Origin of the sequence: Oceanihabitans sediminis, assembly GCF_003337215.1 — a bacterium.
Lineage (GTDB): Bacteria > Bacteroidota > Bacteroidia > Flavobacteriales > Flavobacteriaceae > Oceanihabitans > Oceanihabitans sediminis.
Window position 1 is genome coordinate 140,028 of sequence record NZ_QPIG01000005.1, and the last position, 26,960, is coordinate 166,987.

Genomic DNA, 26,960 nt, shown 5'->3' on the forward strand with positions numbered 1-26,960 from the left:
AACCACTACTCTATCCTATGCACTCCACAAAAAGTGTGTCCCGTTAAAATAGCCCTACAATATCATCCTTATTGCCACCAGTAGCATATACATTTTCATCACCCTCTTTTTATTTAATGATCTGTAAAGTACTATAACCAGATCCACTTTTTTCTAGTCTAATTTGTGTGGTAATGCGTTCTTTTAAGGCTTCGACATGGGAGATAACTCCTATGGATTTATCGCCTTCATTCTGCATTTTTTCTAGAATAGTAATAGCCTGGTTTAGCGTTTCTGGGTCTAAGGTTCCAAAGCCTTCATCGATAAAAACGGATTCTATTTTCACATTCTTGGCTGCCAAGTCTGATAAGGCAAAGGCCATTGCCAAACTCACCATAAAGGTTTCTCCTCCAGATAGCGTGTTAATGGTTCTTCTTGCGTCTCCTTGATGCATATCAAACACTTTTAAAGCATCGTTCTTATCCGCTTCTTCGGCAGTTGGAATGTCTAAAACATAGCGATCACTCAAATCTTTTAATCGTAAATTGGTGTAGCCAATTAATTGCTCTAGGGTAAGATCTTGCACAAAATTTGAAAACTTTTTACCATTTGCATCTCCAATCAAACTATTCATGGTTTTCCAAAGGGCCTCCTCTTTTTTTAAGGACTTTAGTTCTGCAAGTAGTTCTTCTTGTTTGGCTTTAATTTTTTTATCTGCTTCCAATCGGGTTAGAATCACACCTATCTGTTGGTTTGTACGCGCGGATTCTTCCTCGAGTGACGTATATTTATTTTGAAGCTCCTCTAAGCTGTCTTCCTTAGTAATTGCTTTTTTAAACCCTTCTAGTTCTTTTAATGCGGCAGTCTGCTCTGTTTTTAAACGCTCTTGTTTTAATTGCAGAGTGTTTTGCTGACGGCGGATGTTTTCGGCTTGGCTTTCACTAAGGATATTGGTTTTTAACTCCTGAAGGCTGTTTATACCTTCCTGTTTCAGAATGTCTTTTAGCACCGTTTCAAAAGCGGATCGCTCTTTAGAGACCTCTTCAATTTTAGCGTTAAGCGTGGTTATGGTTTTTGTGGTATGACTTCGGTTTTGTGTGTTTGCCGACCATCTGTTTAGCAGTGTCTGAATGGTCTCCAGAAGTCCGTCGCCTTCATAAAGCGCCTTTCTTTTACTTTCCTTCTCTGCTTTTAACCTGGTCTTTTCTTCCCACAGTTTGGCTGCTATTTTTAGATCTGTAATAAGATCACGCAAATGCAGTGCTTTTTTTATCTGAGTAAGTTTTTTAGAGTCCTCCAAAACCTGGGCTTCTAAGCTTTCGATAGCGGCACTGGTTTTTACTGTTGCAACCTCTAGGCTAGCACATAATTTCTCTATAGCGGTGGCTTTAGGCTGCAGCGCTTTTTCAGCTTCTAACAGCTCTTTTTGAAGTCGTTTACTGGTTGCCTGATCGCTTTTTAATAGCGCTTGAATGGATGCCTTTAACTCGCGTTTTGTATGTAACAGCTCCTTTTTAGAGCGTAACACATCGGCTTTCACATCAAAAACCGGCTGTTGAGAAGCAAAAGGATGCTCTAGGGCACCACAAAGTGGACAAGCCTCACCGTCTACCAATTGGTTACGATGGGCTTCTAAACTTTGATGTGTTTTGCGGTGTTCCTCCTCTTTGGTGAGTTTGGTAACCTCAGCATCCAATACAGGAAGTTCCTTATCTAAGTCTTTTAAAATAGCACTGTGTTTTACCACCTGCGCCTCACTTCCTTTTAATTCTGTTTCCTTGCTTTGCTTTTGCTGGAGCTCCGATTGGTACTTGGTGAAAGCAACTTTTAGGCTACCAAGGGTTGCCAAGCTCTCATTTACTTTGTTTTCTCTTGCTTCTAATTGGTGCGTCGTATCTACCTGAGCGGTTTTTAAAAAGCCTAGTACTTTATCTTCTACGGGAGTAACACCTGTTACAAATGTACTAGGTTGCCCATCAAAAGGAATTCTCACCGTATCTTTATTAATATCACCGAGTAACTTTTTAATAGCATCCTCATAGAGTTTTGCTTCGGCTTGCGCCAAATCCTCATCTTTTTTTAAAGCGGTATAGGTGGTATTTAATGTATTTAAAGCCTGATTAAATTCGCTAGGCTCTACCGTTTTTTTTAAAAGTGTTGTTGCTTGCTGAAGCAAATCGTTATAGTCTTTTAACACCATTTTTTCATGTGCTGTTTGCTTGCTAAGCTCTTCGGTATGTTCTTTAAGTGCTTTATCCTTTTGTTCGTAATCGGAAATCAGCGGTGTATGCACCACGTACTTCGCGTGTTTTTGTAATCGGGATTCCTCTTTTTTAAACGCGTCTAAGTCTTTAGCTAATTGTTTCTGAAGGTCGTTATTAGCCTTTAAAACCAATTCATTTTTAAGGATGCCTTTTTTATTATCGATCTCGGCTTTTAAAACCTCAAGGGCTTTTTTCTGCGTTGTTTTTGCTTTTGTCAACTCCCTTTCCTGGGCAATTAGTTTGGTTTTCTCTTCTTCTGGGAGCAGTTCCACTTCCCCTAAACGTACCTCCTGCTTTTCACAAGCATCTTGTGCTTCTTTAAATTTTCTATACACAGCAATTCCAATAGACCTATAGTCTTTGGCTCCCGTAATATCTTCTAGCAGCTTATTACGCTCATCGCGTTTGGCCTTTAGTAATTTACTGAACTGACCTTGAGATAGTACAATGGCTTTTACAAATTGGTCGTAACTCAACCCAATTAACTCTTCATTTTTTGGCGGCACCAATGACTTACCACTTTCAATAATATCACCAGTAGCCACATCAATTATCTCTTGTTTTCTGTCCTTTAAATTATTGTTTCTATTGCGTTCTATAGACCAATGGGAACGGTAGGTTTTACCTTCAACAATATATTCTACCTCAGCATAGCAATCAACTGCATTTCGAGTCATTATCCCACCCTGATCTTCTATAACTGCCTTGCTAATAGCACCAATTCGAGGCACTTTATTAAACAGCGCTAAAGTAATAACATCCAAAAGGGTAGATTTCCCAGAACCTGTAGCTCCTGTAATGGCGAAGAGTCCGCTATCAGCCAGATCTCCTGTTAAAAAATCTATATGATGTTCGCCACGTAGCGAATGAATATTTTTAAAACTGATTTTGCTAATTTTCATAATTATAACTTATAGGTTAAGTTCTTCTAGAATTTGACGAAAAGCATTTTTTAGAGCTTCCGTGTCTTCCTGGCTCCCATCCATCTCCAACTTTTTCTCAAACATTTCCATGGGTGTGACATCAGCAACACTTATCCCTGGTTGAAACCCTTCGGAAGCACCACGGACTTTATTGGTGAAAATCAATTTGGTTTTTACAATCTCTAGATGTTCCTGATTAAAATCCGCAACCAAGGCATCTAAATCTTGTCTTGTTTGAATATTTTCATCGGCTTCGACAACAATGATTTCCGCTAAGGACTTTAGGGGCGTTTTATGCTTATAGGTTTTTAATTGCGAACTAACTTCCTTGAAAGTTCCTTGAAAAGTGACTAGATTTCTAAATTTTGGAATAGGAAGGATGCTTAGTTCCATAGACCTCCCATCAGTAGTAATAATATTCACCTGCTTGGTTTCCTCCTTCTCACTAAAACTTAAAGCAACAGGAGACCCTGAATAATAAATGTGTTTAGAGGCTGATACAGGATACGGTTTATGAATGTGCCCCAAAGCCACATAATGCGGGGCATCGCCAAAAATAGCGCTAGAAACACCTGCTTGATTCCCTATTTGAATGTCTCTCATACTTTCTGAAACATGAGCCCCCTGAACATACAAATGTCCCATAACAATGAAGAAAGTATTAGAGAAATGTTCTTTATAATAGTTATTTACCTCTGCGTAATAAGCTTCTAAACCTCCCTTAATCTGGGCAATTTTATCACTATAAGATTCTCCTGCTACCGATTTGCGAATATCGCGATCTTTTAAAAAGGGCACTGCAGCAACCACCACAGTTTCTTCTTCTTTTGTATAACTAAAGAACAAATCGCTTATCGCTTCTGGTGCACCACCAACTACATCGACATCCAAGACACTTAATATATCTTTTGGAGCGTTTAATACCGAAGCAGAATCGTGATTCCCACCTGTGATAAGCAGTTTACAATCGGTTGCTAGCATCCGTTTTAAAAAACTGTAATATTGTTTTAATGAGGCTTGTGATGGATTGGCTTGATCAAACACATCACCAGAGACTAAAAGTAAGTCGATGTTCTGTTCTTTTATGGTGGTTAGTAGCCAATCGAAAAACAAATCGATATCTTGAGATAAATCGGTTTTGTGCAACTGCTTACCAATATGCCAATCTGAAGTATGAAGTATTTTCATATATAAATTATAAAGTTCTTTATTTAGGTGTGTAAAACACCCTTGTAAAAAATGGAATATTAAAATGGCATTATAGTACGAGGTTCCTACAAGTAACTCGAATAAAATTAAGCTATTTAAATACTAAAGGAACTTCCAAAATACTAAGTTATATAGAATTTTATACATAAATACCATAAAAAAGTGAAAGTGGAAATTCTAATAAAAATAATTACTTCCATTTTCATAATCCCAGCAGCATCCTACTTCCATGTATCTAATTATGGTACTGTAACATTTGCAATTGCACTTGTGTTCTAGAAATCATGACAACAAAGCTTAAGCTTTTAGGTTATCCTGATAAGAATGTCCCTTAATTTAGTCTTTTTCTTTAAAGTCTTCACTAGTAATTTAAGCCCTCTAATTGAAATATAAGTTTCTTCTATATAAAACTCTACTATAACTACCTGTCCCCCCACACACTACATCCTCTTAAAATATTTTAAACAAGCTTATTTAGTTTTAAAAAGAATTTATTAATAAGTTTGTGGTGTAAACTTTAGGGGTGTTCTAAATATGTAGAACTGAGAAAGACCCTTTGAACCTGATCTGGTTAGTACCAGCGAAGGGAAAAGTTAGCAATACATCATCCAAATCGATAGATGTATTTATACACTTTTTATAAAAGTACAGCGTCTTAACCTGTGCTTTCATTTCAAATAATTCCCTTCTCAAAAACCTTTATCGTTTACAGCATATTTAAAACGATACTGTATGATGATTACTATTTTGGTTAACGAAAAAGCCATGGAAATCAACTCCGATTTCAATATCCTACAACTGCTAGATAAAATAAATTCACCTCAAGATGGTATTGCGGTAGCAGTAAACCACAGCATTATTTCAAAACATTTATGGAGTGCCACAAGCTTGTCTGCCAATGACAAGGTTTTAGTTATTCAAGCTACTCAAGGTGGATAATCTCTTCACTTAATAAACTAACACAACTGAAAAAACTTTTCGATATGAAAAACAAGGACACTGCTCCAAAACAAGGTACAATCACAAGACAACCATTTCCAAATTCAAAAAAAATATACGTACCAGGCAAATTGCATCCACAGATAAAAGTTGCCATGCGTGAAATCTCCTTAAGTGACACAAAAGATTCCCTAACAGGAAAAATAACCCCTAACGAACCTGTTACAGTTTATGACACTTCCGGCCCTTACACCGATCCAAATAAGTCGATTGATGTGCATAAAGGGATTGAAAGAATTCGCGAACAATGGATTTTAGATAGGAACAATGTGGAACAGCTAGAAGATTTTTCATCAGAATACGCAAGGGAACGATTAAACGACAAAAGTTTAGACCATATGCGTTTTTCTAGCTTAAAGAAACCGTTGCGAGCTAAAAAAGGTCAAAATGTTACCCAGTTACATTATGCCAAGCAAGGGATTATTACACCAGAAATGGAGTATATCGCTATTCGTGAAAATCAGCGTATTGACGAAATGACCGAAATTAGAAAGCAACATAAAGGCGAGCATTTTGGTGCTGCTATTCCTTCTAAAATCACTCCGGAATTTGTGCGAGATGAAGTTGCTAGAGGTCGTGCTGTAATTCCATCGAATATCAATCACCCAGAAGCAGAACCTATGATATTAGGGAGAAACTTTTTGGTAAAGATTAATGCCAATATTGGGAATTCTGCCACTACTTCTTCCATTGAAGAAGAGGTTGAAAAAGCAGTATGGGCTTGCCGCTGGGGTGCAGACAATATTATGGATTTATCTACTGGTAAAAACATACACGAAACCCGCGAATGGATTATTCGTAACTCTCCTGTTCCCGTTGGAACGGTTCCTATTTATCAAGCTTTAGAAAAAGTAAACGGCGTTGCAGAGGATTTAACTTGGGAGATTTTCCGAGATACTTTAATTGAACAAGCCGAGCAAGGTGTAGATTATTTCACCATCCACGCAGGGGTTTTACTACGTTATGTTCCTATGACGGCAAAGCGAGTAACTGGTATTGTTTCTCGCGGTGGTTCTATTATGGCCAAATGGTGTTTAGCGCATCACAAAGAGAGCTTCTTATACACACATTTTGAGGAAATTTGTGAGATTTTAAAGCAATATGATGTGGCCTTTTCATTAGGGGATGGATTGCGTCCAGGTTCTATAGCCGATGCAAATGATGAAGCGCAATTTGCAGAATTAGAAACCTTAGGCGAACTGACTAAAATCGCACGAAAACACGAAGTACAGTGTTTTATTGAAGGTCCTGGTCACGTTCCTATGCATATGATTAAGGAAAATATGGAGAAGCAAATCGAAGTTTGCGACGAAGCTCCATTTTACACCTTAGGGCCATTAACTACAGATATTGCTCCAGGCTACGACCATATTACATCTGGAATTGGTGCTGCTATGATAGCTTGGTACGGATGTGCCATGCTGTGCTATGTAACGCCAAAAGAACATTTAGGCTTACCAAATAAGGAAGATGTTCGTGTTGGAGTGATAACCTACAAGCTAGCTGCTCACGCTGCCGATTTAGCCAAGGGGCATCCGGGAGCACAACATCGAGACAATGCTTTAAGTATGGCACGTTTTGAGTTCCGTTGGGAAGATCAATTTAATTTAGGACTTGATCCGGAGCGCGCCCGAGAATACCACGATGAAACCCTGCCTGCTGCGGGAGCCAAATTGGCTCACTTCTGCTCTATGTGTGGTCCTAAATTTTGTTCTATGAAGATTTCACAAGAAGTACGGGACTTTGCTGCTGTAAACGATATTGTGGATAACGAAGTAATTAAAAAAGGGATGGAAGATAAAGCGGAAGAGTTTAAAAATAAAGGTTCTGAAGTCTATTTATAGCTTATGGTAATTGTTATTTCTCCCGAAGTAGATATTTCTACGGAAACAAACACACTAAACCAACTTTTTGAAGCTGGTTTAGCGTGTTATCACCTCCGAAAACCTAATAAGAGTTTCGAGGAACATATTGCTTATTTGAATGAAATACATCCAAAATTTCACAATAGGATTGTAGTGCATTTATTTCATGAACTAGCAAGCGAATTTAATCTGAAAGGTCTTCATTTTCAGGAACAGAAAAGAAAGACATTACTAAGAAACAAAACGGCAAGCTATTTTGATAATCTTAAAGTTAACGGTTTCACTATAAGCTCATCTTTTCATAGTCCCGAGGATATTTCAAATTGTAATATAGATTTCGACTACCATTTTTTAAGTCCTGTATTTACATCCATATCAAAAAAGGAATATACCGGTCGCAAGTTTGATGTAAATAGTATAGACAAAACCGTAATTGGACTAGGTGGTATTAGTGCTGAAAACATTGCAAAAATGAAAGCACTCGGGTATAATGGCCTTGGCGTGTTAGGAGGTGTTTGGAACACTGATAATCCTGTAGAATCCTTTAAAAAAATAAAAGACCGTTTTGAACAATCATAAATACATCCTTAGCATTGCAGGTCACGACCCTACTGGAGGTGCTGGAATTACTTCAGATATAAAAACATTTGAAGCGCACGGACTTTATGGACTAAGTGTTTGCACAGCAATTACTATACAACACGATAGTGATTTTAAACATTGTATTTGGGTGGATACGGAAATTATTTTAGAGCAAATAGCTATTCTTTTTGAACGCTTTACTATCGATACCGTAAAAATTGGATTAGTAGCATCCTGGCAGTCATTGCTTCGTATTTTAGAAAAACTTCACAGTATAAACCCTTCTATAAAAGTTGTTTTAGATCCTATTTTTAAAGCAAGTGCAGGGTTTGATTTCCATTCAGAAGAAGATCAAAATAATTTAGATGAAATATTAAAGCACTGCTATATCATCACGCCAAACTACAATGAAATAATAAGCTTATATCCGAATTTAGATTTTAAAGAAACGCTTCAGTATATGAAGAAATTCACAAATATCTATTTAAAAGGAGGGCATAGATTGGACAAAAAAGGTTGGGATGAACTGCATCCAACAAATCAACAAACCTATCACTTCCCTCCTATTACCGCAAGTATTTCTGAAAAACACGGAAGTGGCTGTGTGCTTTCTTCGGCTTTGGCTAGTAATATTCGTTTAGGACATAATTTACAAACTGCCTCTGATAAGGCAAAGCGGTATACCGAACAATTTTTAAACTCACACCCTTCCTTATTGGGAGTACACAACAAAATCGAAATTATATGATTCCTAATTTACACTATATCTCTCAAGGCGAAACTCCAGAACAACACCTAGAGAACATCCTAAAAGCTTGTACTCATGGAGCTGAATTAGTCCAACTTCGACTTAAAAACGAAGCTGAAAACACTTTGTTGAAAACAGCTGAAAGGGCAAGGGAAATCACTAAGAAATTCCATGCGAAATTAATTATAAACGACCATTATAAAATCGCGAAAGCTGTACAAGCAGATGGCGTGCATTTAGGCAAAACAGATGCCTGCCCAAGGGTAGCGAGACAGCATTTGTACGATTGGCAAATTATTGGCGGAACAGCGAACAACCTACAAGACTGCCAAGAACTTATGCATAAAAAAGTAGACTATATAGGTTTAGGTCCCTTCCGATTTACCAGCACGAAAAAAAATCTGAGTCCGATATTGGGCTTAGAAGGCTACGTATCCCTTTTAAATGAATTGCATTCAGAAACTCCCATTATTGCCATTGGCGGCATCACGTTACATGACATTCCAGAATTATTAAAAACAGGCATCAATGGAGTTGCAGTTTCGGGAGCAATTACAAAGGATTTTGAGACCATAAAAGCCTTCCAAAAAATATTAAAAACTCCTGTTGATCAGGTGTGAAATTAAAAACTTAACAGAGCACAAAAATGACAGACACGTTAAAAATAGCAGATAAAACTTTCCGTTCCAGATTATTTACTGGAACGGGAAAATTTAGCAGTTCCAAATTAATGCAAGAGGCCATTGTAGCATCAGAAAGCGAGTTGGTAACCGTGGCTTTAAAACGGGTAGATCTCCACAGTACATGTGACGATATATTAATGCATCTGAAGCAAGATCACATTAATCTATTACCTAACACCTCGGGAGTACGCACCGCTAAGGAAGCTGTTTTTGCTGCGCAATTGGCTAGAGAAGCTTTACAAACCAATTGGATAAAGTTAGAGATTCATCCAGATCCAAAATATCTATTACCCGACCCCATAGAAACACTGAAGGCCACCGAAATTTTGGTGAAAGAAGGTTTCATAGTTATGCCATATATAAACGCAGATCCTGTGTTGTGTAAACGATTGGAAGATGTTGGGGCGCAATGTGTCATGCCACTTGGAGCTCCAATAGGTAGTAATAAAGGGCTTATAACTAAAGATTTTCTGAAGATAATTATGGAACAAAGTAAGGTCCCTGTAATTGTAGATGCGGGAATTGGCGCACCTTCACATGCAGCTTATGCAATGGAATTAGGTGCCGATGCAGTTTTGGTAAATACAGCAATTGCAGTTTCCAAGAACCCAGTGCAAATGGGAATCGCTTTCAAGATGGCAGTGCAGGCTGGAAGGTTGGCATACCAAGCAAAATTAGCCGAAGTTAATCAATATGCAGAGGCAAGTAGTCCTTTAACTTCTTTTCTAAATGAGTAATTTTAAAGACATATTCAATCAATATGATTGGGATACTGTAAAGCAGGAGATCTATAGTTTTACTGCTACTGATGTGCAACAGGTATTACTAAAAGACGAAATAAACTTAGCGGATTTTCAAGTATTAATTTCACCTGCTGCCAAACCTTTTATCGAAAACTTGGCGCAAAGAAGTAGAGCGCTAACAAGAAAGAGATTTGGAAACACCATACAAATGTATGTCCCGATGTATCTCTCTAACGAGTGTCAGAACATCTGTACCTATTGCGGGTTCAGCTTAACAAATAAAATCCCCAGGAAAACCCTTACTGACGAGGAAATCCTCAAGGAAGTAGCATATATTAAACAGTTAGGCTACGACCATATTTTACTAGTAACAGGAGAAGCTAATAGTACCGTTGGAGTGGCTTATTTAAAAAACGCCATAAAATTAATTCGAGATCACTTTTCTAATATTAGTATAGAAGTACAACCACTAAATCAGGATGAATACGAAACTTTGATTGACGAGGGACTCTACGCAGTATTGGTATATCAGGAAACTTATAATCGCGCTACCTACAAAACCCATCACCCCAAAGGCAAAAAATCTAATTTCGATTATCGATTAGATACTCCCGATAGATTGGGAAAAGCTGGTATTCACAAAATCGGTTTAGGTGCTTTGTTTGGTTTGGATGATTGGAGGGTGGATAGTTTTTACACTGCCTTACACCTAAAATATTTACAGCAAACCTATTGGAAAACCAAGTATTCTATTTCCTTTCCAAGATTACGACCACACGAAGGAGAAGTACAACCCAAAGTGGAAATGACCGATGCGGATCTTGTTCAATTAATTTGTGCTTATAGATTATTAGATGAAGATGTGGAATTATCTATGTCTACAAGAGAGAGTGAGACTTTTAGAAACAACGTCATAAACCTAGGAATCACTTCTATGAGTGCGGAATCTAAAACAAATCCAGGTGGGTATGTTGTGGATCGACAATCCTTAGAGCAATTTGAAATTTCGGATGAACGAGGTACGAATAAAATTAAAGCTATGATACAATCTCAAGGCTATGAAGTAGTGTGGAAAGACTGGGATACATCCTATTCTAAAAAATAAAAAATGAAAATAACCGCAGAAGAATCATATCAATATAGTAGACATCTTAGTCTTGAAGAAGTTGGAGAAAGAGGTCAATTAAAGCTGAAACAAGCAAAGGTTTTAGTTATTGGTGCTGGCGGCTTAAGTTGTCCGGCGCTGCAATATTTAGTCGCGGCAGGAGTTGGCATCATAGGAGTTGTAGATAATGATAGCGTGGATCAAACCAATCTGCAACGACAAATTCTTTATTCAATTGAAGATATAGGAAAGTATAAAGTAGAAGCAGCTGTGTCCCGATTGAAAAAATTAAACCCTTTTGTTCAACTTCACAGCTATATCACCAAATTAAGTAATGACAATGCCCTTGATTTATTTGAAAACTACGATATCATTGTAGATGGCACTGATAATTTCCCTACTCGTTATTTAATAAATGATGCTGCCGTAATTTTGGGAAAAACGGTAGTATTTGGGTCGATAAACAAGTTTGAAGGACAGGTTTCTGTGTTCAACTATCATAACGGACCCACATATAGATGCCTATTCCCTACCCCACCTTCGCCGGAACTAGTTCCTAACTGTTCAGAGGTAGGAGTATTGGGGGTGCTACCAGGTATAATTGGTAGCTTACAAGCAAATGAAGTATTAAAGATCATTTTAGGCTTAGGCAATTTACTGTCTGGGAAGCTATTAACTTTTAATGCGCTTAGCTTAAAACAGGAAATATTTTATTTTAAAAAGAATCCTTCCCTTGTAATAGCATCTTTAACACCAGATTATCAAATGTTTTGTAGTCTGGATGATGGGCTTGAGGAAATAACGTATCAAGATTATCTGAAACAGGCAGATACTTTTAATGTATTGGATGTCAGAAACAAAGAGGAACGAGAGGAACTTTATATCGAAAGTTTTCATATTCCTTTAGAGGAATTGAAAGATAGATATACCGAGCTAGCAGCAAACAAACCCCTATTGGTCTTTTGCAAATCTGGAGTACGCAGCAAACTTGCCATCAATATGTTTAAAAGTAAAAACTTCGAGAATAGACTAGTAAGTCTAAAAGGCGGCATTAATACTGCAGCTGTTAATTCTTAATGGAAGAGTTTTAGCATAAATTTGAGAGCTCCCCTCTAAAATTGAAACCATATAAACCAACAAGGGTTTAGCGAAAGCTAAACCCTTGTTTTTTTTTTATAACTAAGAATTAAAAATATAATCGCTAATCCTTTTCAAACAAAGCCCTATCTACTTGCTGATTAAACTGAATGTTATTTGAAATTTCTTCCACCCAAACATCTTTAATAACAGTCGCATCCCAATCGGATTTGGTGTATTTACGATAGGCTGGGATTAATACGCCATCAATATTCTCGTAGCTAACGCGCATTAATATAGGATCGGTTACCTTTTTGGAAACTACAGTAAACAGGAATTGATCTATTAAATCTGTTTTCGGGTTCATGTATAATTGATAAATATCCGTTGCTTCATCTGCTGCAGATTGAAATGTTACTTTTACCACTTCATAATTTTCACCTTCTAGCTGTTTTTGTCCTAAATACTCGTAATTAATACCTGGGTCTAATAGTTTTTGCATCATTGCAAACCAATAGAAATTAGTTTTACGTGTAAAAACAACACTTGCAACACTATTAGCATCGGTTATTTCTTCGCCATCTATTTTAAGCCAAAAGTCTTTTCCATTATATCCTTGCTCCATTTCCCCTTCCAACTCCGCTAAGGTTCTTTCGTGTTTTAAATATTTAGCATGCGATAATTCCCCATCAAAAATGTATGATTCGATAGAAACATCTTCTTTTTGGTCTGCAGTACGATAGGTGTACTCATAAACCACATCTTTTAAATCTAATAAATCTTGATAGCTTCCTGTTTTTTGAGTCATTTTATAAACCAATTCGTGACCTTTATTTTGGAATGCTATGGTTTCGATTTGCTCTGCTTGCTCTACTACTTTCCCTTCTCCACTCACATTACTTTTTTCTTCCTTATTTCCGCAAGCTGTGAATAGTAAGCTAAAAAGGAACACAATACCTAATTTGTTATAATACATCTTATTTATTTTAGTTTATAATATTTTTTATTGCTCCGCCAGAACTTCGGTTAAAACCTGCTTAAACACATCTACAGGCTGCGCTCCAGTTATAGCACTTTTTCTGTTAAATACTATAGTAGGAACAGAATTAACACCTAAGTCCTTCCAGTAATTCTGCTTGTTTCTTATATTTTGAGCTGCTACAGCATCATCTAATTTTGAAAGAGCTTCAGCTGCATCTAAACCTACCGCTAATAATGCTTCCTTTAATATTGCACGATCTGAAACGTCTTTTCTATCACTAAAAAAAGCTTTGGTTAAATACATTTTTAATGCTGTTTGCTTAGCAAAATCTTTAGCATAATCCAATAAAACATGCGCATCGAAAGTATTAACCATACGCATACCATTAAAATAATCAAAAGTAAAATCTACCTCAGCACCAGCGGCTTGCATTTGTTCTTCAGACTGCCTAAGCTGCTCCTCACTAATACCATATTTTTCCTTTAGATGCTCATGAAGATTTTGTCCTTCGGCTGGCATATTGGAATTCAGCTCAAAGGGCTGCCAGTTAATTTCTATTTGGTCTGCTACTCCCAATTCGCTAATAGCTTTTTCCAGTCGTTTAAAACCAATGGTACACCATGGACAAACCACATCGGAAACAATATCTATTTTCAATTTTTCTTTCATAATGTTATTTATTATTTACCTCCTTTATTTAAAAAGAAACTTATTTATTTAATAGGTTTTGGAAGGTGATTTCTATATAGTCTTCTATTTCTTCTCTACTATTTACTCGAGTTGCAGCTGCTAAACCATGCTTTGCTAACAATAAATAATTAGCTTGCTTTAAGATGGTTTCTTCATCCTTTTCAGAGGATATTCGCAGCTTTTCTACAAACATTTCTTTAAGGTTTTGCATAAAACACAGCAAATCTTGCTGCACAGCTGTGTCCTTTTTATCTGCAAATTCGTAATAGGTATTTGTTAGTAAACAGCCCTTTTCATTTCCTTCCTCAAAGCAAAGATCCACCGTATCTATAAAAAAAGCTCGTATGGATTCTATACCTGTTGTCGCTTTTTGAAACTTCTCAAAAACGGTTCTGGTCTTTGATTGGTATGCATCTAGACATGCAGAAAAAAGACCTTGCTTACTCCCAAAACTAGAATAAATAGAAAACTTATTAATGCCCATTTCTTTTTCAAGAAGTTGCATAGAGGTGCTTTCATAACCATGACGCCAAAACAAATACATAGCCTTCTCTATAACAGCTTCTTCATCATATTGTTTTTTTCTTGCCATAAATCAACTCCCTAAAACAGTTAGTATTATAGTGTACTGCAAAACTAAACAATCGGTTAGAAACTAAGTATTTTTTAACATTATTATAAGTAATTCATGGCTAAGGATAATAAAATGGGGTATTCTCTGTGTTAAAAAAAAATCGTTACCTATTTTATTAATGCTCAAGTCAGTAGAAATTATTATTTATATTTAGTCTAAATAAACTTTGAAAAACAACTAATGGGTTTTACATTTGCGGCTTTATTTAAATTCAATCTAAATTATTATGCTTAAAAATATCAGTTTATTTATGCTTTTTGCGATACAGATAACATTCGCACAAAACAAAATCAGTGGTACCATTAGTACCGAAAAACAAGAAGCTATACCATTTGCTTCGGTAATTATTGAAGGTTCTTCCAAAGGAACATCTGCCAATGAAAACGGCTACTACGAATTACAAGATGTGGTGCCTGGAACATACAAAATACGAGTTTCATTTGTTGGCTTTAAATCGGCTACTCAAACAATCACCATACAGGAAAATGAGGATAGCATCCTGCATTTTGAATTAAAAGAAGACTCACAATTAGACGAGGTAGAAGTATTTGGAAGTAGGTTTACCCACCCGGATAAAATTGAAGCATTAACAAGACTACCTTTAGCTCCTTATGAGCAAATTCAGAGTATTTCAATTATTTCTGATAAATTGATAGCGCAACAAGGAAACCTAACGATCTCTGACGCTACAAAAAACGTTCCTGGAGTCTACACTTTTGCCACCTATGGAAATAAAAGAGAAAGTATGTCTTCTCGTGGTTTTAGAGGGATTCCTATACTAAAAAACGGTGTACGTGTACATTCTGACTTTAGAGGGGTTGGTGTATTAACCGATATGCAAGGAGTTGATAATATTCAGGTGCTAAAAGGGGCTGCTTCTATCACACAAGGTGTAGCCACAGATTTAGGAAGTCCAGGTGGTGTGGTGAACCTAGTAACAAAAACACCTAAATACGTTTTTGGTGGTAATGCAGATTTACGTATTGGAAGTTACGGTCAAGCAAGAACTACTTTTGATGTGTATGGACCATTAGTAGAAAGTGGTAAAGTTGCATTTAGAGTGAATACCGCATTAGAACGTGCCGATAGCTATAGATCTATGGTCTCTTCAGATCGCTTTTATATCAATCCCTCTTTAGAATGGAAGCCAGATGATAAAACAACCTTCACTGTGGAGATGGATTATTTTGAAGATAGCCGTACGCCAGACCTAGGAACGGTAAACCTTGGTAAAAATGACGAAAACCATATTTACGATTTGCCGCATGATGTTTTTCTAGGTTTTGAAAACGATAAGTCTTTAACTACCAATGCCACCTACTCTATCCGATTTAGTAGAGAACTTAGTGATAAATTAAGCTTAAAAGCTGCATACTACAAATCTAATTTAGACTTAGATGATAAAGGGGCAAGCTTAGGAAATGTAATAAAAGATACTTCAGGTACACCAATTTATAATCAGCGAAATCGTGGTTATTCCGCTTCTACGAGAAAAGACAATAATAGCGTAATGCAATTTGACCTTATTGGTGATGATATTAAAACCGGTAGTATTTCACACACTTTCCAAGTTGGTTTTGATTACCGTACTACAAAATACAACACATCTTCTATGAGTGTTTCCAATATTGATACTATCGATGTATTCGCTAGCAACAACCATAAGCTACCTAGTGATATGGCATTTCCAGAGGCTACCTTATTAGGTGCTCAGTCTAAAGCTTTTGGTTTTGTAGCTCAGGATGTAATCACTTTCAACAAGTATATTAAAACCTTTTTAGGTGCTCGCTTTAGCAGAACGCAAACTATCACGGCTACGGAAACTACAGAAAGCAACGCCTTTAATCCATTAGGAGGTATTATCCTGAGCCCATTTAAAAATATAAACGTCTTTGCTTCCTACACCAATAGTTCGTACCCAAGAACGGCTACGCGATTAGATGCCAATGGTCAAGAATTAGGTAATGAGCGTTTTGATCAGCTAGAAACTGGAATTAAAACCAACTGGCTAAACAATAGATTACGCTTTAACCTTACCTTCTTTAAAATCAACAACAAAGACATCAACCTTCCTGTTTATGACGAAAACTGGGTGGCTACAGGATATTACCAAAAAGGAGGTAACGATGAGCGTAAGGGAATTGAGGTAGAACTTAGTGGCCGACTATTAGACAACTTAGAAGTTATTACAGGATATTCTTATATAGATGCACAGTATAAAGAACATACTTCCTACGTATATGGTTCGGCCCCTTTAAACACGCCAAAACATACTTTTAATGCCTATGCTAATTATAGTTTTAAAGAAAAGCTAGACGGACTTTCTTTAGGTGCTGGAGTATACTTTACTGGCGAAAGACCAATAAACGATTGGAGTTCTGGAGCTATTACTCACGAAGGTATCGTACCTAATCAGAAGCCTTTTAATGTAGATTCCTATACACAAGTTAATTTACAAGCGGCTTACCGTATAAACACACATTGGAACTTTAGATTTATACTAAACAATGTATTTGATGAAGTGGGATATAATGCATATAGAACAAGATATATCAACCAAACAGATCCTAGAAATTTTGCGGGAGTTTTAAGCTACTCCTTTTAATTCAATTAGTCCAAATAAAGCGTAGTCATTAAGATTACGCTTTATCATGTTAATGCACATTATGAAAAACAAAAACACATACAGTTTTAGAAAGTTTATAAACGACCTGCACTTATGGCTAGGATTAGCAAGTGGCATCATTTTGTTTATCGTTTGTTTTACAGGAACGATTTTAGTATTTGACGCAGAAATAAAGAGTTTTTTTGCAGAGGACTTTATGGTAGAAGCAAAGGCTGAAAAACATAAGCTGACTAACTTAACACAAACTTTAAAAGAGACTAATAAGGTACATGTTACAGGAGTGAGTATCCCCTACAAGGATAACGAGCCCTATACTTTTACTGTAAAAGAAGACTTAAAAGAGCGACGTGGAACAAAAGTTCTTGTAAACCCTTATACCAAGGCTATACATAAAAGTGAAAAAACAAAAGTGGATGCTTTTATGTTTACGATGTTTAAGCTACATAGATGGTTGTTGTTAGATATTAGTATTGGTAGACCTATTGTTGGCGTTGCCACTATTATCTTTTTATTATTATCTATTTCCGGAATTGTACTATGGTTCCCCAAAAAGTTAAAATGGAAAAATATAAAACAAGGCTTAAAAATAAAGACAAAAGCCAATTGGAAACGTGTGAACCATGATTTACATAATACTTTAGGCTTTTACGCTTCTATCTTTTTGCTTATTATGGCTATAACTGGCTTATGCTGGTCTTTTGAATCCTATAGAGATGGCTTGGGGCAAATTATAGGGACAAAGATTTTTGATAGATCTGCACCAGAATTTTCCCTAGAAAACAAAACGGATATGGAAGCTATTTCTTATGATGCAGCCGTCGCTTTAGCTAATAAAACGCTAAATTATCCTGGAGAGCTTTCAGTAAGCTTCCCTAGCCCTAAAAGCAATTACTATAGTTTTAGAAAGTATGCTGAAGAAAATTGGTCCCCTTCTATTTCAGATAAAGTTTATATAGATACTTATGGGCAGCTATTAAAAGTAGAGCTGTTTGACGACAAACCATGGAACCAACAAATAGCATCCTTAATTAGACCTCTACATATGGGAGATGTTTTTGGAACGGTTTCTAAAATCATTTACTTTTTAGCATGCCTTATAGCCACAAGCCTACCTGTAACAGGTACCATTATATGGTTAAATAAGCTGAAAAAGAAGCGAAAAAGAAAATAAATACCTATTCCTAAGAATTAGAGTTCCCAACGCTTGTACTTAAGGTCAAAACACTCAAATCTTAAGAACAATCTTTACAAATACCAGTTAATACACAATTCATATGTGCAACAGAATATGCATTTGGAACTGTAAAACTAACTTCATTAGGCAAACACTCTATAGTATCACACGCTAAGCATTTAAAATGAAAATGATTATCCGAAACCTTATTGTTATCATTCTTGTCACTTAAAGCAAAATACTGTTTTCCATCGTCGGCAACAATCCTATGTAACACACCATCTTCACAAAAGCGGTTTAAAACACGATATATAGTGGCTCTATTAATATCCATGTGTATTTCTTGTTCAATCGCATCTTGACTCATGGCTTTGCCAGCAGTTTTTAAAACCTCTAGAACAGCTTCTTTCGTTGGTGTGTTTCTTCTTTTCATTTCTTAATGCGATTAATTCGCGATAATTTATTGCGACTATCTTGCAATAGTATAAAAATATAATATATTTGCAAAACTAACAAATGCGACACAATTGCATTAAAGATGTATTGGTAGTCTCATAGCGTATTAATATTGTAAGTTTATATTACTTGATGAAAGTTAATTGTTTTAAAAATAAGCTTGTTTATTTATTCCTTTTCCTTTTTCTCTCCATGAAAATGGTTGGACTGCATACGCTTTCCCATGAAGAGGATAAAGACCAAGTTTCACATTGTGTTATTTGCGACTATGCGATTGCGCAGAAATTAACACCATGCTTCCATCAGGTTTCCGATGTTTTTACAGTTGAAAACAATGTACCTGTTGTCAAGAAAGAACGCTTTAAACATTATAGTTGCGTTTTACTACATAACATTGCGGTAAACCTGCTCTTTTGCAGGCCTCCCCCTTTCTTCCTATAGATTCTCTTTACATATTACTTCCATAAAACCTCAATCTGTTTCCTTACTAAGATGAGGAGGTTATATGTTTTATTGCCTTAGCTGCAAGTAAAATATGGGAATTTTCATAATGAAATAAGTTGCTTGTTCTTGGTCTAAGAACCATTACATCCAATACGTTTCGGCAAGCCAAAAAATATTTCTTAAAAAAAACAAGAAAGAATGCATTATTATAAAATGCTACTCCTTGCTTTCTTACTACTTCCTATAGTAGTATTTGGCCAACAGGATAGCACTACTATACAATTAAATGAGGTGGTAATAAAGTCTGTTAACCTCCAAAAATCTATTTATCAAGCACAAAAAGTTAGTGACTTTATACAGCAGATTAATACCGGAAAAGATTTAGCAAATCAGTTAAAATCTTTACCAGGAGTTCAAGTACGCAAATCTGGAGCAAATGTTTCAAAGCCAATAATAGACGGTTTATCTAGTAGCCGATTGGTGTATATGGTTAATGGAGTGAAATTAGAAAACCAAGATTGGGCAGACGCACATTCCCCTGAAATAGATGCAGATTTAGCCAAGAATCTAAACATATTACGTGGCGCAGAATCTGTAAAACACGGCTCAAATGCCTTAGGAGGAGTTGTACATGTGGATGCTGGGAGAATTTCAAGTAACAAAAACATAAACGGTTCGGCAACATTATACTACACCGGAAATACAAGAGGCAGGGGCGCTCACTTAAAAATACAGCAAAACTCAGGCCTAATACAAGGTTTCGCTTGGCGTTTAAGTGCTAACAACTCAAAAAACGGCGATTATCATACGGCAGACTATAATGTAGCAAACTCAGGAACAAGCGTAGCGAGCTATCGGGCTGAGCTAACTTATAAACTTCAAAACGTAGAGATAGAATCTTTTTATTCTAATTACAAGTCCAAACAAGGCAACTATTTTGGAACACTAACTGGAAATGTGGAAGAATTTGAAGAACGTATAGAACACGGACAACCTTTGGTTACTTTTCCTTATGCATTTAAAATTGAAGCGCCTTACCAAGAAAGTACCCATCAGATTGCAAACACCACTACTACATGGAAATTTTCGCGAAAATGGTTTGTAAAATCACAATATACCTATCAAAAAAACCATAGAGAAGAATTTGATGTAAGACGAAGCGTGTCAAGTACCGTTCCCGTACAAGACATGATCCTAAGTGCTAATCATTTTAATTTCGAATTGGGTTTTAAAAACAACACTTTACATGCTGCTCTTGGTGTTCAAATTAGAAATAAAGAAAACTATAATCAACCTGGAACCGGTGTAACTCCTGCATTGCCTAATTATTTATACAAAGAAAAATCTGTTTACACACACCATACTTTAAACCTCAATCAATGGCTTTTAAACGCAGGCTTACGATATGATTGGGCAATCATGAATGCTCGAGGAATTAATTTTCTAGGACAAAAATATGGTGAAAACAAAAATTTTTCGGCCCTATCAGCACAAGTGGCAGCGAAACTAGCTACAGAGAAATGGGACTTAGAATCTTCTTTAAGTCATGGCTGGCGTATTCCTGAATCGTTTGAATTATATGCGAACGGAAAACAACACGGTATTCCTATATATTTTGTTGGTAATAAGGATATGAGTGCGGAAAAAGGAACAAAATGGATGAACACGATTACTTACAAAGCAAAACACAGCCGTTTTGAATTTCAAGGCTTTATTAATAAAGTAGAAAATTACATCTATTCTGTACCAACGCATCAGTACAAACAACTTTTTTCAGGACCCGCAGCTATTTTTCAATTCAAGCAACAAGATGCTTTACTGTGTGGTATAGACCTGATTCATTCTTCTACCATAACTCCCAGATTAGAATTTACAAATAAATTCACATGGATTCATGGAGAGGAGATTAGCTCTAAAAACCCGCTGCCTAATATCTCGCCCCTACGCTTGCACAACTCCATAAATTATCAGCTTCCTGTTTTGGGTGATTTTGAAGAAATCAATCTACAGATTGGTCATGAATGGGTTGGGAAGAAAAACAATTTTAATCCGGATTATGAATTATCATCCCAAACACCTTCAGCCTATCACCTATTTAATATAGCAGCTAGTTCCCGCTATCCTATTAATCAAAAACTAACATTAAGAATAAGCGCAAGCATAGACAATCTGTTTAATACGCTTTATAAAGACTACCTAAACTTACACCGTTATTTTGTTCACGATAGCGGACGTAGTATGAATGTGAACGTTCAATGTAACTTTTAACCCTTTATTTATTTTATTATGAAAACAAAACATTTTTTTAAACCTGTATTATTTGCATTGGTAAGTATACTTATGCTTGGCCTAAACTCATGTAGTAAAGATGACGATTTGCCTGCAACTCCTAATGATGAAAATACCGAATTAGGCCATGAAGAATGGTCAAAAGTTAGCTTTAGATTTCACCGCGGACATTTACATGGATCCACTTTTCATGGAAGTCCAAGCAATGAAAATGTTAGGTATTTCAAGGCCGTTCAAGAAATTAGTTATGAGTATGATGAAGCAGGAAACTTGATACTACCGGATTCTCCTATTCGATTAATTAAAGGCGAAATCTATGCTTTAGAAATCACATACTTTAATAAAAATGGCGAACGTATAAATGCGGAGTTTACTTCGGAAATAAATGCACCGATTCATCAGCATTTTTTTCTCACAAAAAACGCCAAGCACATAGATACAGATATGGATTTTTCTAATGCCGAGTCTATATTAGACTACGTTTATCGTGACACCAATCCAGAAGACGGCATGTATACCAATGAAGGCGTGAGCTTAAGAGGAGCCGATGATCCTATTGGTTTAAAAGGATATTTTTTTGTTAATGAAGCCTATACACAATTTGAATTGAATGTGATTTTAGTACACTTAATTCATGGAACTAAATGGGATAGTAATGGAAACCCGTTTCCTTTTAATGCCCCTAGTAATGCGTTTTTAGGAACACAAGATTTAAATATTAAAATTCCGGTTAGAGTGTTTACGAAACGCCCAAACAATGATGATTTTGATCAATTTATTCAGGAGATTGCCGAAGAATTCCATGTTACTGCAGAAGAAGCAGAAGCAGATTGGTTAGAAGCTGTAGAAACCCCATTTGAAAGTGGGAACTATTGGATGTAAATTCTAGTTAATCTGAAATAAAAAATTTTTATTTAATTAGTCTTAAATGGTATTGGGAAGCTAGCTTTTCAATACCATTTTTTACTATAACTATTTTTTACTATAACTACCCTAAATTCTATTTGTAAAAGTACATACAAGAAGTTCTTTAAAAACTTATTTAAACTAGTATTCGAAAATGTATATACTTACTAAAAGAAGTTACTCCTCCATGGAAATCACTAATCGCTTTCCTGCACCCACTTGACGACTCCATAAGTCTTCTATATTCTTTAGAGAATCTACAACTAAGCCCATTTGTAACTTATCTGCTGCAGCTAGTTGAAACATTTCCGGCAGTATTTCCTTACGAAAAGCTTGAAGTTCTTCTTGAGAAAGACTTCCAAAACCAGAGCCTAATATTTCAATAGCAGAACTTCTTAATACCCCAGAAGATAAATTTATGTTTTCACCCGCCATAGAACCTACGGTTACTATACGCGTTTTATGTGTAAAATTATCTAATCCGCCACCTTTTAAGGCTTTAATTAATAATTCTACTGGTTTTCCCCACACGTAATCGATAACCAAATCTATTGGTGTTTCAGCATGCTGCTTTTTCAATTGTTCTACAATTTCCTCATCACTTTGCTTCAGAGAAATAATAAAATCTGCTCCAAGGGCTTTTGTTTTTTCAAGATTCTCTTGATTTCTCCCTGTGGTAATTACAGTTTTTGCTCCATAATATTTCGCTAACTGAACTGCTAAAAGCCCGGTAACTCCGGTTGCTCCGTTAATCAAAATATTTTGCCCTGGCTGAATCTTTCCTCGTACTTGTAAAGCCATTGCTGCTCCTAAAACAGCATTTGGTAATGCCGCTGCTGTAAAACTATCTAATCTATCTGGGACTATCGTATATTGGTTCTTAGTGATAATTGCCTTTTCTGCAAGCATCCCAGTAACACCCTGTGCATAGACTCTTGTTCCGTCTGCTAAAACGCCAACACCATCTATTCCAACAATGGTAGGTAGTTCTGTATAACTTGCATAATGAGTACCACCAGCTCTTAATTTATCAAGATTTTTAACGGCTGCTGCTTGTACTTCAAGTAATAATTGATCTTCCTTTGTAACTTCAGGAGTAGGGAAATCTTTGTAAATAGGAGAACTCCCTAATTGCTCTAAAACTGCTGCTTTCATATGCGGATTTTTATATATCTAAAAATAATAATATAATGAAAAAGAGGCAGTTTATAACACTGCCCCTATTCTGTATTTTTCTAAAGGAGATTTTAGAAAATATCTGTTATATACTTATGCTTGTTTTGTAAACTGTACGTCAACAACCATTTTTACTTTATCTGAAACCACAATGCTTCCAGCTTCTGTTACAGCACTCCAAGTTAAGTTGAAATCTTTTCTGTTGATAGTACCTGTCATTTCAAAACCAGCTTTTGTTTGTCCGTAAGGATCTTCAGCTATACCATTTAATTCTGCGTCTAAAACAACTTCTTTCGTGATGTCTCTTATCGTTAAATCTCCTACTAACTTTTCTCCGTCGAAAGATTTTGAAACAAATTTCATTTCAGGGAATTTTTCAGAGTTGAAGAAATCATCCGATCTTAAATGGGTATCTCTATCTTTATTTTTTGTGTTGATAGATGCTGTTTTTGCACTAAAGCTAAAATCTGCATTCTTAAAATCATCTCCATCTGTTTTTGCACTTGCTTCAAAATCTTCGAAGTGACCTGTTACGGTAGAAATCATCATGTGTTTTACTTTGAATGCGATTTCTGAATGTGAATTGTCTAATGACCAGTTTGTGTTCTTACTCATTTTTATATGTTTTATAAATTAATATTTCCTTTTAATAAATTGTTTACTTTTTCAATAACCAGTTGTCTAAAGAATATTTCCCTGCCCCTATTAGTGCAATAGAAATATATACTGCTGCGTAAAGAAGTGGTAATTCTTGTCTTCCAAACCCATCGGTAGCATGTACTATAAATGCTGCAACAAACATGGTTATAGCTAATGGAATTGCAGCTAGTCTAGTTCCTAAACCTACAATTAGAAGGACTGCACATAGCACTTCTGAAAAAACTGCTAAGGCTAAGGATGCTGTTGCTCCTACTCCTATTGGATCTCTAAATTGAATTGGCTCTCCACTAAACAGTGCTTCAAACTTACCTAATCCATGGGTTAACATAAAAGCTCCTCCGGCAATTCTTAGTATTAATATTGCTACACTTATATTTGTACTATTGGATCCTGAATTCAGGGCTTTATTTAATAATGTTTGCATCTATTTATTGAATTTTTACTTATCTTAATACGTCTTGAATATCTTCTAATTTCTTGAACATTGCTGCAGCAAATGGACATAATGGAGTGATTTTGATGTTTTTCTCTCTTGCCATCTCTACGATTTTATAAAGCAATTGCTTTCCTACGCTTTTTCCTTTGAATGCTGGATCTACCTCAGTGTGGTCAATGATAATATGATCTGATCCTGCTATAGAATACGTCATAGTTCCGGCTCTTGTATCACCTTCTGTTGCTAATGCAAAGCCTTTATTGTCTCTTTCTTTTATAATTATTTCCATGGTATATATGTTTTAAAAATTCCTTGTTTTATAATGACATTGGTACTTCCATTAGTAATACACGCGCATTTGCTGTAGCTTTTACATCTATGCTTTCTGTGTCCCAAATTCCCATACCGTCTCTTCTGGATAATTTTTGTCCTTCAATCTCTACTTCACCTTCAAGAATAAAGGCATAAACGCCATTTCCTTCTTTATTGATTTTGTAAGTATCTGACTTTCCTTTTTCAAACTTCCCTAAATGAAACCAAGCATCTTGATTAATCCATACTCCTTGGTCATCTTTATTCGGAGAAAGAACTTGGTAAAAAGCATTATCCTTCGCGATATCTCTAATAGATACTTGATCGTATCTCGGATCTAGATTTCTTTCTTTTGGAAAAACCCAAATTTGAAGAAATTTCACTTCCTTGTCTTTATTTTTATTGTACTCAGAATGTGTGATTCCTGTCCCGGCACTTAATACCTGCACATCACCTTCTTTGATAACAGCCACATTCCCCATACTATCTTTATGTTCTAAATCGCCTTCTAAAGGGATGGAAATAATTTCCATATTGTCGTGTGGGTGGGTTCCAAATCCCATTCCTGCTGCTACGGTATCGTCGTTTAGTACGCGTAACACACCAAAGTGCATTCTTTCTGGATTGTGATAGTTCGCAAAGCTAAAGGTGTGGTGTGAGTTTAACCAACCGTGATTTGCGTGTCCTCTTGTTTCTGCTTTGTGAATTATTGTGTTCATAGTCTTTATACTTTTATTTGGTAAATGATTAAATCCTACTTGCTGCATCAATCTGTCGTAAGTAGATTTTGGAGATTTACTTTCTTCTGCTTTAAGTGCTTGAGGGGCAATTGCTCCTACAACACCAGTTAAAAAAACATTTTTAATAAATTTCTTACGATTCATAGTATTTGCTTTAAGTATAGTACAAAGATACAGTAGAACAGAGGGTTAGGGAATATAAAAAAAAGGGATAGACTTATGAAAATCCGACATCTAAGACTTTTGCTCCTTTTTCTTAAAACTGGATGGGGATAATTGGGTGTGTTTTTTAAAAAAAGCACTAAAGTTGCCTGGTTCATTAAAACCTAATGCATAAGCTATTTCCTTGTTGGTAGCGTCTGTAAAAAACAATAACCTTTTAGCTTCGGTAATAATTCTTGCTTGTATATAGTCTTTGGCTGTTTTTCCTATTTTCGCCTTTACTGTTCTATTTAAATGGTCTGGGGTAATATGCAAGGCATTGGCATAAAAGCTAGAGGAATGTTCTTCCTTATAATGTGCTTCTACAGCTTTTTTAAATTTCCTGATTAAGTTATCTCCTGTGGTATCTACATCGGATTCTATAGGGTTGATAGAACAAATATTATTACATTCTATTAGCAAAAGCTTTAAATAAGCGCCTATAGATAATAGCTTCATGTTTGCATCACTGCGGAATAGTTTGAAAATTTGATTGGAATAATGTGCTATGGTATCAAATTTTTCTTTGGTTGGTGTTAGTGGCGGACTCTGCCCATAGTTATTGAATAGGTTTAAACTATCTATAAAAGAAAGTCGGATGGAATTTTCAATTAAAAACTGATTAGAAAAAGTCATGGCATAACCGAAAGATTTTTCAGCCTCCATTACCTGATGTACCTGACCAGGAGCAACAAAAAACACCTGATGATTGGTAAGTTCGTAGGTGTTGAAATCTATATTATGCTGACCTTTTCCTTGATTTACGATTAAAACCGTGTAGTAGTTATGCCGGTGAGGTTCATCTACTTCTCCATTTCGTTTCGTATAAATATCCTCCATTTTAGAGATGCTAAAATTGCTACTTTCTTCAGCTTTATTTACCTTTTGATATGTTTTAACGCTTTCCATTCGAGTAATTACTTCATGAGTTAAATTATAAGAAACTTCTTCAAATTTACACTTTTGATTTAAGTCTGTAACATTAATTAATGATTTTGGTATTCAAAGAAAAACCTAATAATCCCGATAGGACTTATTGTGCCTCTAGAATCTGATT

The 26,960-nt window shown here is 36.0% G+C and carries 24 protein-coding genes and 1 riboswitch; of the genes, 12 read left to right on the forward strand and 12 right to left on the reverse strand.

The annotated features are described in order from the left end of the window. Positions 1 to 109: 109 nt before the first annotated feature. Entirely contained in the window at positions 110 to 3,145 is a 3,036-nt protein-coding gene (locus tag DU428_RS11995) for an AAA family ATPase (RefSeq protein ID WP_113966587.1), read from the reverse strand. A gap of 9 nt (positions 3,146 to 3,154) precedes the next feature. Next, entirely contained in the window at positions 3,155 to 4,354 is a 1,200-nt protein-coding gene (gene sbcD / locus DU428_RS12000; RefSeq protein ID WP_113966588.1) for an exonuclease subunit SbcD, read from the reverse strand. Positions 4,355 to 4,884: 530 nt separating this feature from the next. Further along, positions 4,885 to 4,981, forward strand: a riboswitch (TPP riboswitch). Between the two features lie 126 nt (positions 4,982 to 5,107). Between sbcD and thiS the strand changes: the two genes are divergently transcribed. The 8 genes from thiS to DU428_RS12040 are packed head-to-tail and all read left to right on the forward strand — an operon-like array spanning position 5,108 to position 12,177. Continuing rightward, a complete protein-coding gene (gene thiS, locus DU428_RS12005; protein WP_113966589.1) occupies positions 5,108 to 5,314 on the forward strand; it encodes a sulfur carrier protein ThiS in 207 nt (68 codons plus the stop codon). Positions 5,315 to 5,358: 44 nt separating this feature from the next. Beyond that, entirely contained in the window at positions 5,359 to 7,218 is a 1,860-nt protein-coding gene (thiC, locus tag DU428_RS12010; protein ID WP_113966590.1) for a phosphomethylpyrimidine synthase ThiC, read from the forward strand. Positions 7,219 to 7,221: 3 nt separating this feature from the next. Continuing rightward, complete coding sequence (locus DU428_RS12015) at positions 7,222 to 7,818, forward strand: thiamine phosphate synthase (protein ID WP_113966591.1); 597 nt, start codon at positions 7,222 to 7,224, stop codon at positions 7,816 to 7,818. Then, on the forward strand, positions 7,805 to 8,569 hold the full coding sequence (locus tag DU428_RS12020; RefSeq protein WP_113966592.1) for a hydroxymethylpyrimidine/phosphomethylpyrimidine kinase: 765 nt from the start codon (positions 7,805 to 7,807) through the stop codon (positions 8,567 to 8,569). The genes DU428_RS12015 and DU428_RS12020 overlap by 14 nt, the downstream gene beginning before the upstream one ends. After that, entirely contained in the window at positions 8,566 to 9,189 is a 624-nt protein-coding gene (gene thiE / locus DU428_RS12025; protein ID WP_113966593.1) for a thiamine phosphate synthase, read from the forward strand. Before DU428_RS12020 ends, thiE begins: the two co-directional genes overlap by 4 nt. Before the next feature lie 26 nt (positions 9,190 to 9,215). Next, the gene (locus DU428_RS12030; RefSeq protein WP_113966594.1) at positions 9,216 to 9,989 is read left to right on the forward strand and encodes a thiazole synthase; all 774 of its coding nucleotides are present in this window, start codon (positions 9,216 to 9,218) and stop codon (positions 9,987 to 9,989) included. Continuing rightward, the gene (thiH, locus tag DU428_RS12035; RefSeq protein WP_113966595.1) at positions 9,982 to 11,100 is read left to right on the forward strand and encodes a 2-iminoacetate synthase ThiH; all 1,119 of its coding nucleotides are present in this window, start codon (positions 9,982 to 9,984) and stop codon (positions 11,098 to 11,100) included. Before DU428_RS12030 ends, thiH begins: the two co-directional genes overlap by 8 nt. Before the next feature lie 3 nt (positions 11,101 to 11,103). Continuing rightward, positions 11,104 to 12,177: a ThiF family adenylyltransferase gene (locus DU428_RS12040; RefSeq protein WP_113966596.1), complete on the forward strand. Its 1,074-nt coding sequence runs from the start codon at positions 11,104 to 11,106 to the stop codon at positions 12,175 to 12,177. Positions 12,178 to 12,301: 124 nt separating this feature from the next. Here DU428_RS12040 and DU428_RS12045 read toward each other — a convergent pair whose 3' ends face one another. The 3 genes from DU428_RS12045 to DU428_RS12055 are packed head-to-tail and all read right to left on the reverse strand — an operon-like array spanning position 12,302 to position 14,441. Continuing rightward, complete coding sequence (locus DU428_RS12045) at positions 12,302 to 13,153, reverse strand: DUF6503 family protein (protein WP_113966597.1); 852 nt, start codon at positions 13,151 to 13,153, stop codon at positions 12,302 to 12,304. Between the two features lie 27 nt (positions 13,154 to 13,180). Then, positions 13,181 to 13,828, reverse strand: coding sequence for a DsbA family oxidoreductase (locus tag DU428_RS12050; protein WP_113966598.1), 648 nt, complete (start codon positions 13,826 to 13,828; stop codon positions 13,181 to 13,183). Between the two features lie 40 nt (positions 13,829 to 13,868). Beyond that, positions 13,869 to 14,441, reverse strand: coding sequence for a TetR/AcrR family transcriptional regulator (locus DU428_RS12055; RefSeq protein ID WP_113966599.1), 573 nt, complete (start codon positions 14,439 to 14,441; stop codon positions 13,869 to 13,871). Positions 14,442 to 14,709: 268 nt separating this feature from the next. On the opposite strand from DU428_RS12055, the gene DU428_RS12060 reads away from it, so the two are divergent. Together DU428_RS12060 and DU428_RS12065 are read left to right on the forward strand one after the other, a co-directional pair. Continuing rightward, complete coding sequence (locus DU428_RS12060) at positions 14,710 to 17,088, forward strand: TonB-dependent siderophore receptor (protein WP_113966600.1); 2,379 nt, start codon at positions 14,710 to 14,712, stop codon at positions 17,086 to 17,088. 61 nt (positions 17,089 to 17,149) lie between these two features. Then, the gene (locus tag DU428_RS12065) at positions 17,150 to 18,280 is read left to right on the forward strand and encodes a PepSY-associated TM helix domain-containing protein (RefSeq protein ID WP_072352784.1); all 1,131 of its coding nucleotides are present in this window, start codon (positions 17,150 to 17,152) and stop codon (positions 18,278 to 18,280) included. 61 nt (positions 18,281 to 18,341) lie between these two features. On the opposite strand, the gene DU428_RS12070 is transcribed toward DU428_RS12065, so the two are convergent. After that, positions 18,342 to 18,716 carry a Fur family transcriptional regulator gene (locus DU428_RS12070; protein WP_072352783.1) on the reverse strand — a complete coding sequence of 125 codons (375 nt, stop codon included), beginning with the start codon at positions 18,714 to 18,716 and terminating at the stop codon, positions 18,342 to 18,344. Positions 18,717 to 19,381: 665 nt separating this feature from the next. Between DU428_RS12070 and DU428_RS12075 the strand changes: the two genes are divergently transcribed. Both DU428_RS12075 and DU428_RS12080 read left to right on the forward strand, forming a co-directional pair. Beyond that, positions 19,382 to 21,451, forward strand: a complete 2,070-nt coding sequence (locus tag DU428_RS12075; protein ID WP_113966601.1) for a TonB-dependent receptor — start codon at positions 19,382 to 19,384, stop codon at positions 21,449 to 21,451. A gap of 18 nt (positions 21,452 to 21,469) precedes the next feature. Further along, entirely contained in the window at positions 21,470 to 22,354 is an 885-nt protein-coding gene (locus DU428_RS12080) for a hypothetical protein (protein ID WP_113966602.1), read from the forward strand. 201 nt (positions 22,355 to 22,555) lie between these two features. Here the strand turns inward: DU428_RS12080 and DU428_RS12085 are convergent, their stop codons facing one another. The 6 genes from DU428_RS12085 to DU428_RS12110 all read right to left on the reverse strand — a co-directional run bounded on the left by DU428_RS12085 (position 22,556) and on the right by DU428_RS12110 (position 26,812). Next, entirely contained in the window at positions 22,556 to 23,533 is a 978-nt protein-coding gene (locus DU428_RS12085; RefSeq protein ID WP_113966603.1) for a quinone oxidoreductase family protein, read from the reverse strand. Between the two features lie 114 nt (positions 23,534 to 23,647). Beyond that, positions 23,648 to 24,169, reverse strand: a complete 522-nt coding sequence (locus DU428_RS12090) for a YceI family protein (protein WP_072352778.1) — start codon at positions 24,167 to 24,169, stop codon at positions 23,648 to 23,650. 43 nt (positions 24,170 to 24,212) lie between these two features. Continuing rightward, complete coding sequence (locus DU428_RS12095; protein WP_113966604.1) at positions 24,213 to 24,638, reverse strand: DoxX family protein; 426 nt, start codon at positions 24,636 to 24,638, stop codon at positions 24,213 to 24,215. A 19-nt stretch (positions 24,639 to 24,657) separates the two neighbouring features. Further along, positions 24,658 to 24,939: a GNAT family N-acetyltransferase gene (locus tag DU428_RS12100; RefSeq protein ID WP_072352777.1), complete on the reverse strand. Its 282-nt coding sequence runs from the start codon at positions 24,937 to 24,939 to the stop codon at positions 24,658 to 24,660. 28 nt (positions 24,940 to 24,967) lie between these two features. Beyond that, on the reverse strand, positions 24,968 to 25,681 hold the full coding sequence (locus DU428_RS12105) for a pirin family protein (RefSeq protein WP_113966647.1): 714 nt from the start codon (positions 25,679 to 25,681) through the stop codon (positions 24,968 to 24,970). A 255-nt stretch (positions 25,682 to 25,936) separates the two neighbouring features. After that, positions 25,937 to 26,812 (reverse strand): AraC family transcriptional regulator, encoded by an 876-nt coding sequence (locus tag DU428_RS12110; RefSeq protein WP_113966605.1) that lies wholly within the window; start codon positions 26,810 to 26,812, stop codon positions 25,937 to 25,939. Positions 26,813 to 26,960 lie beyond the last annotated feature (148 nt).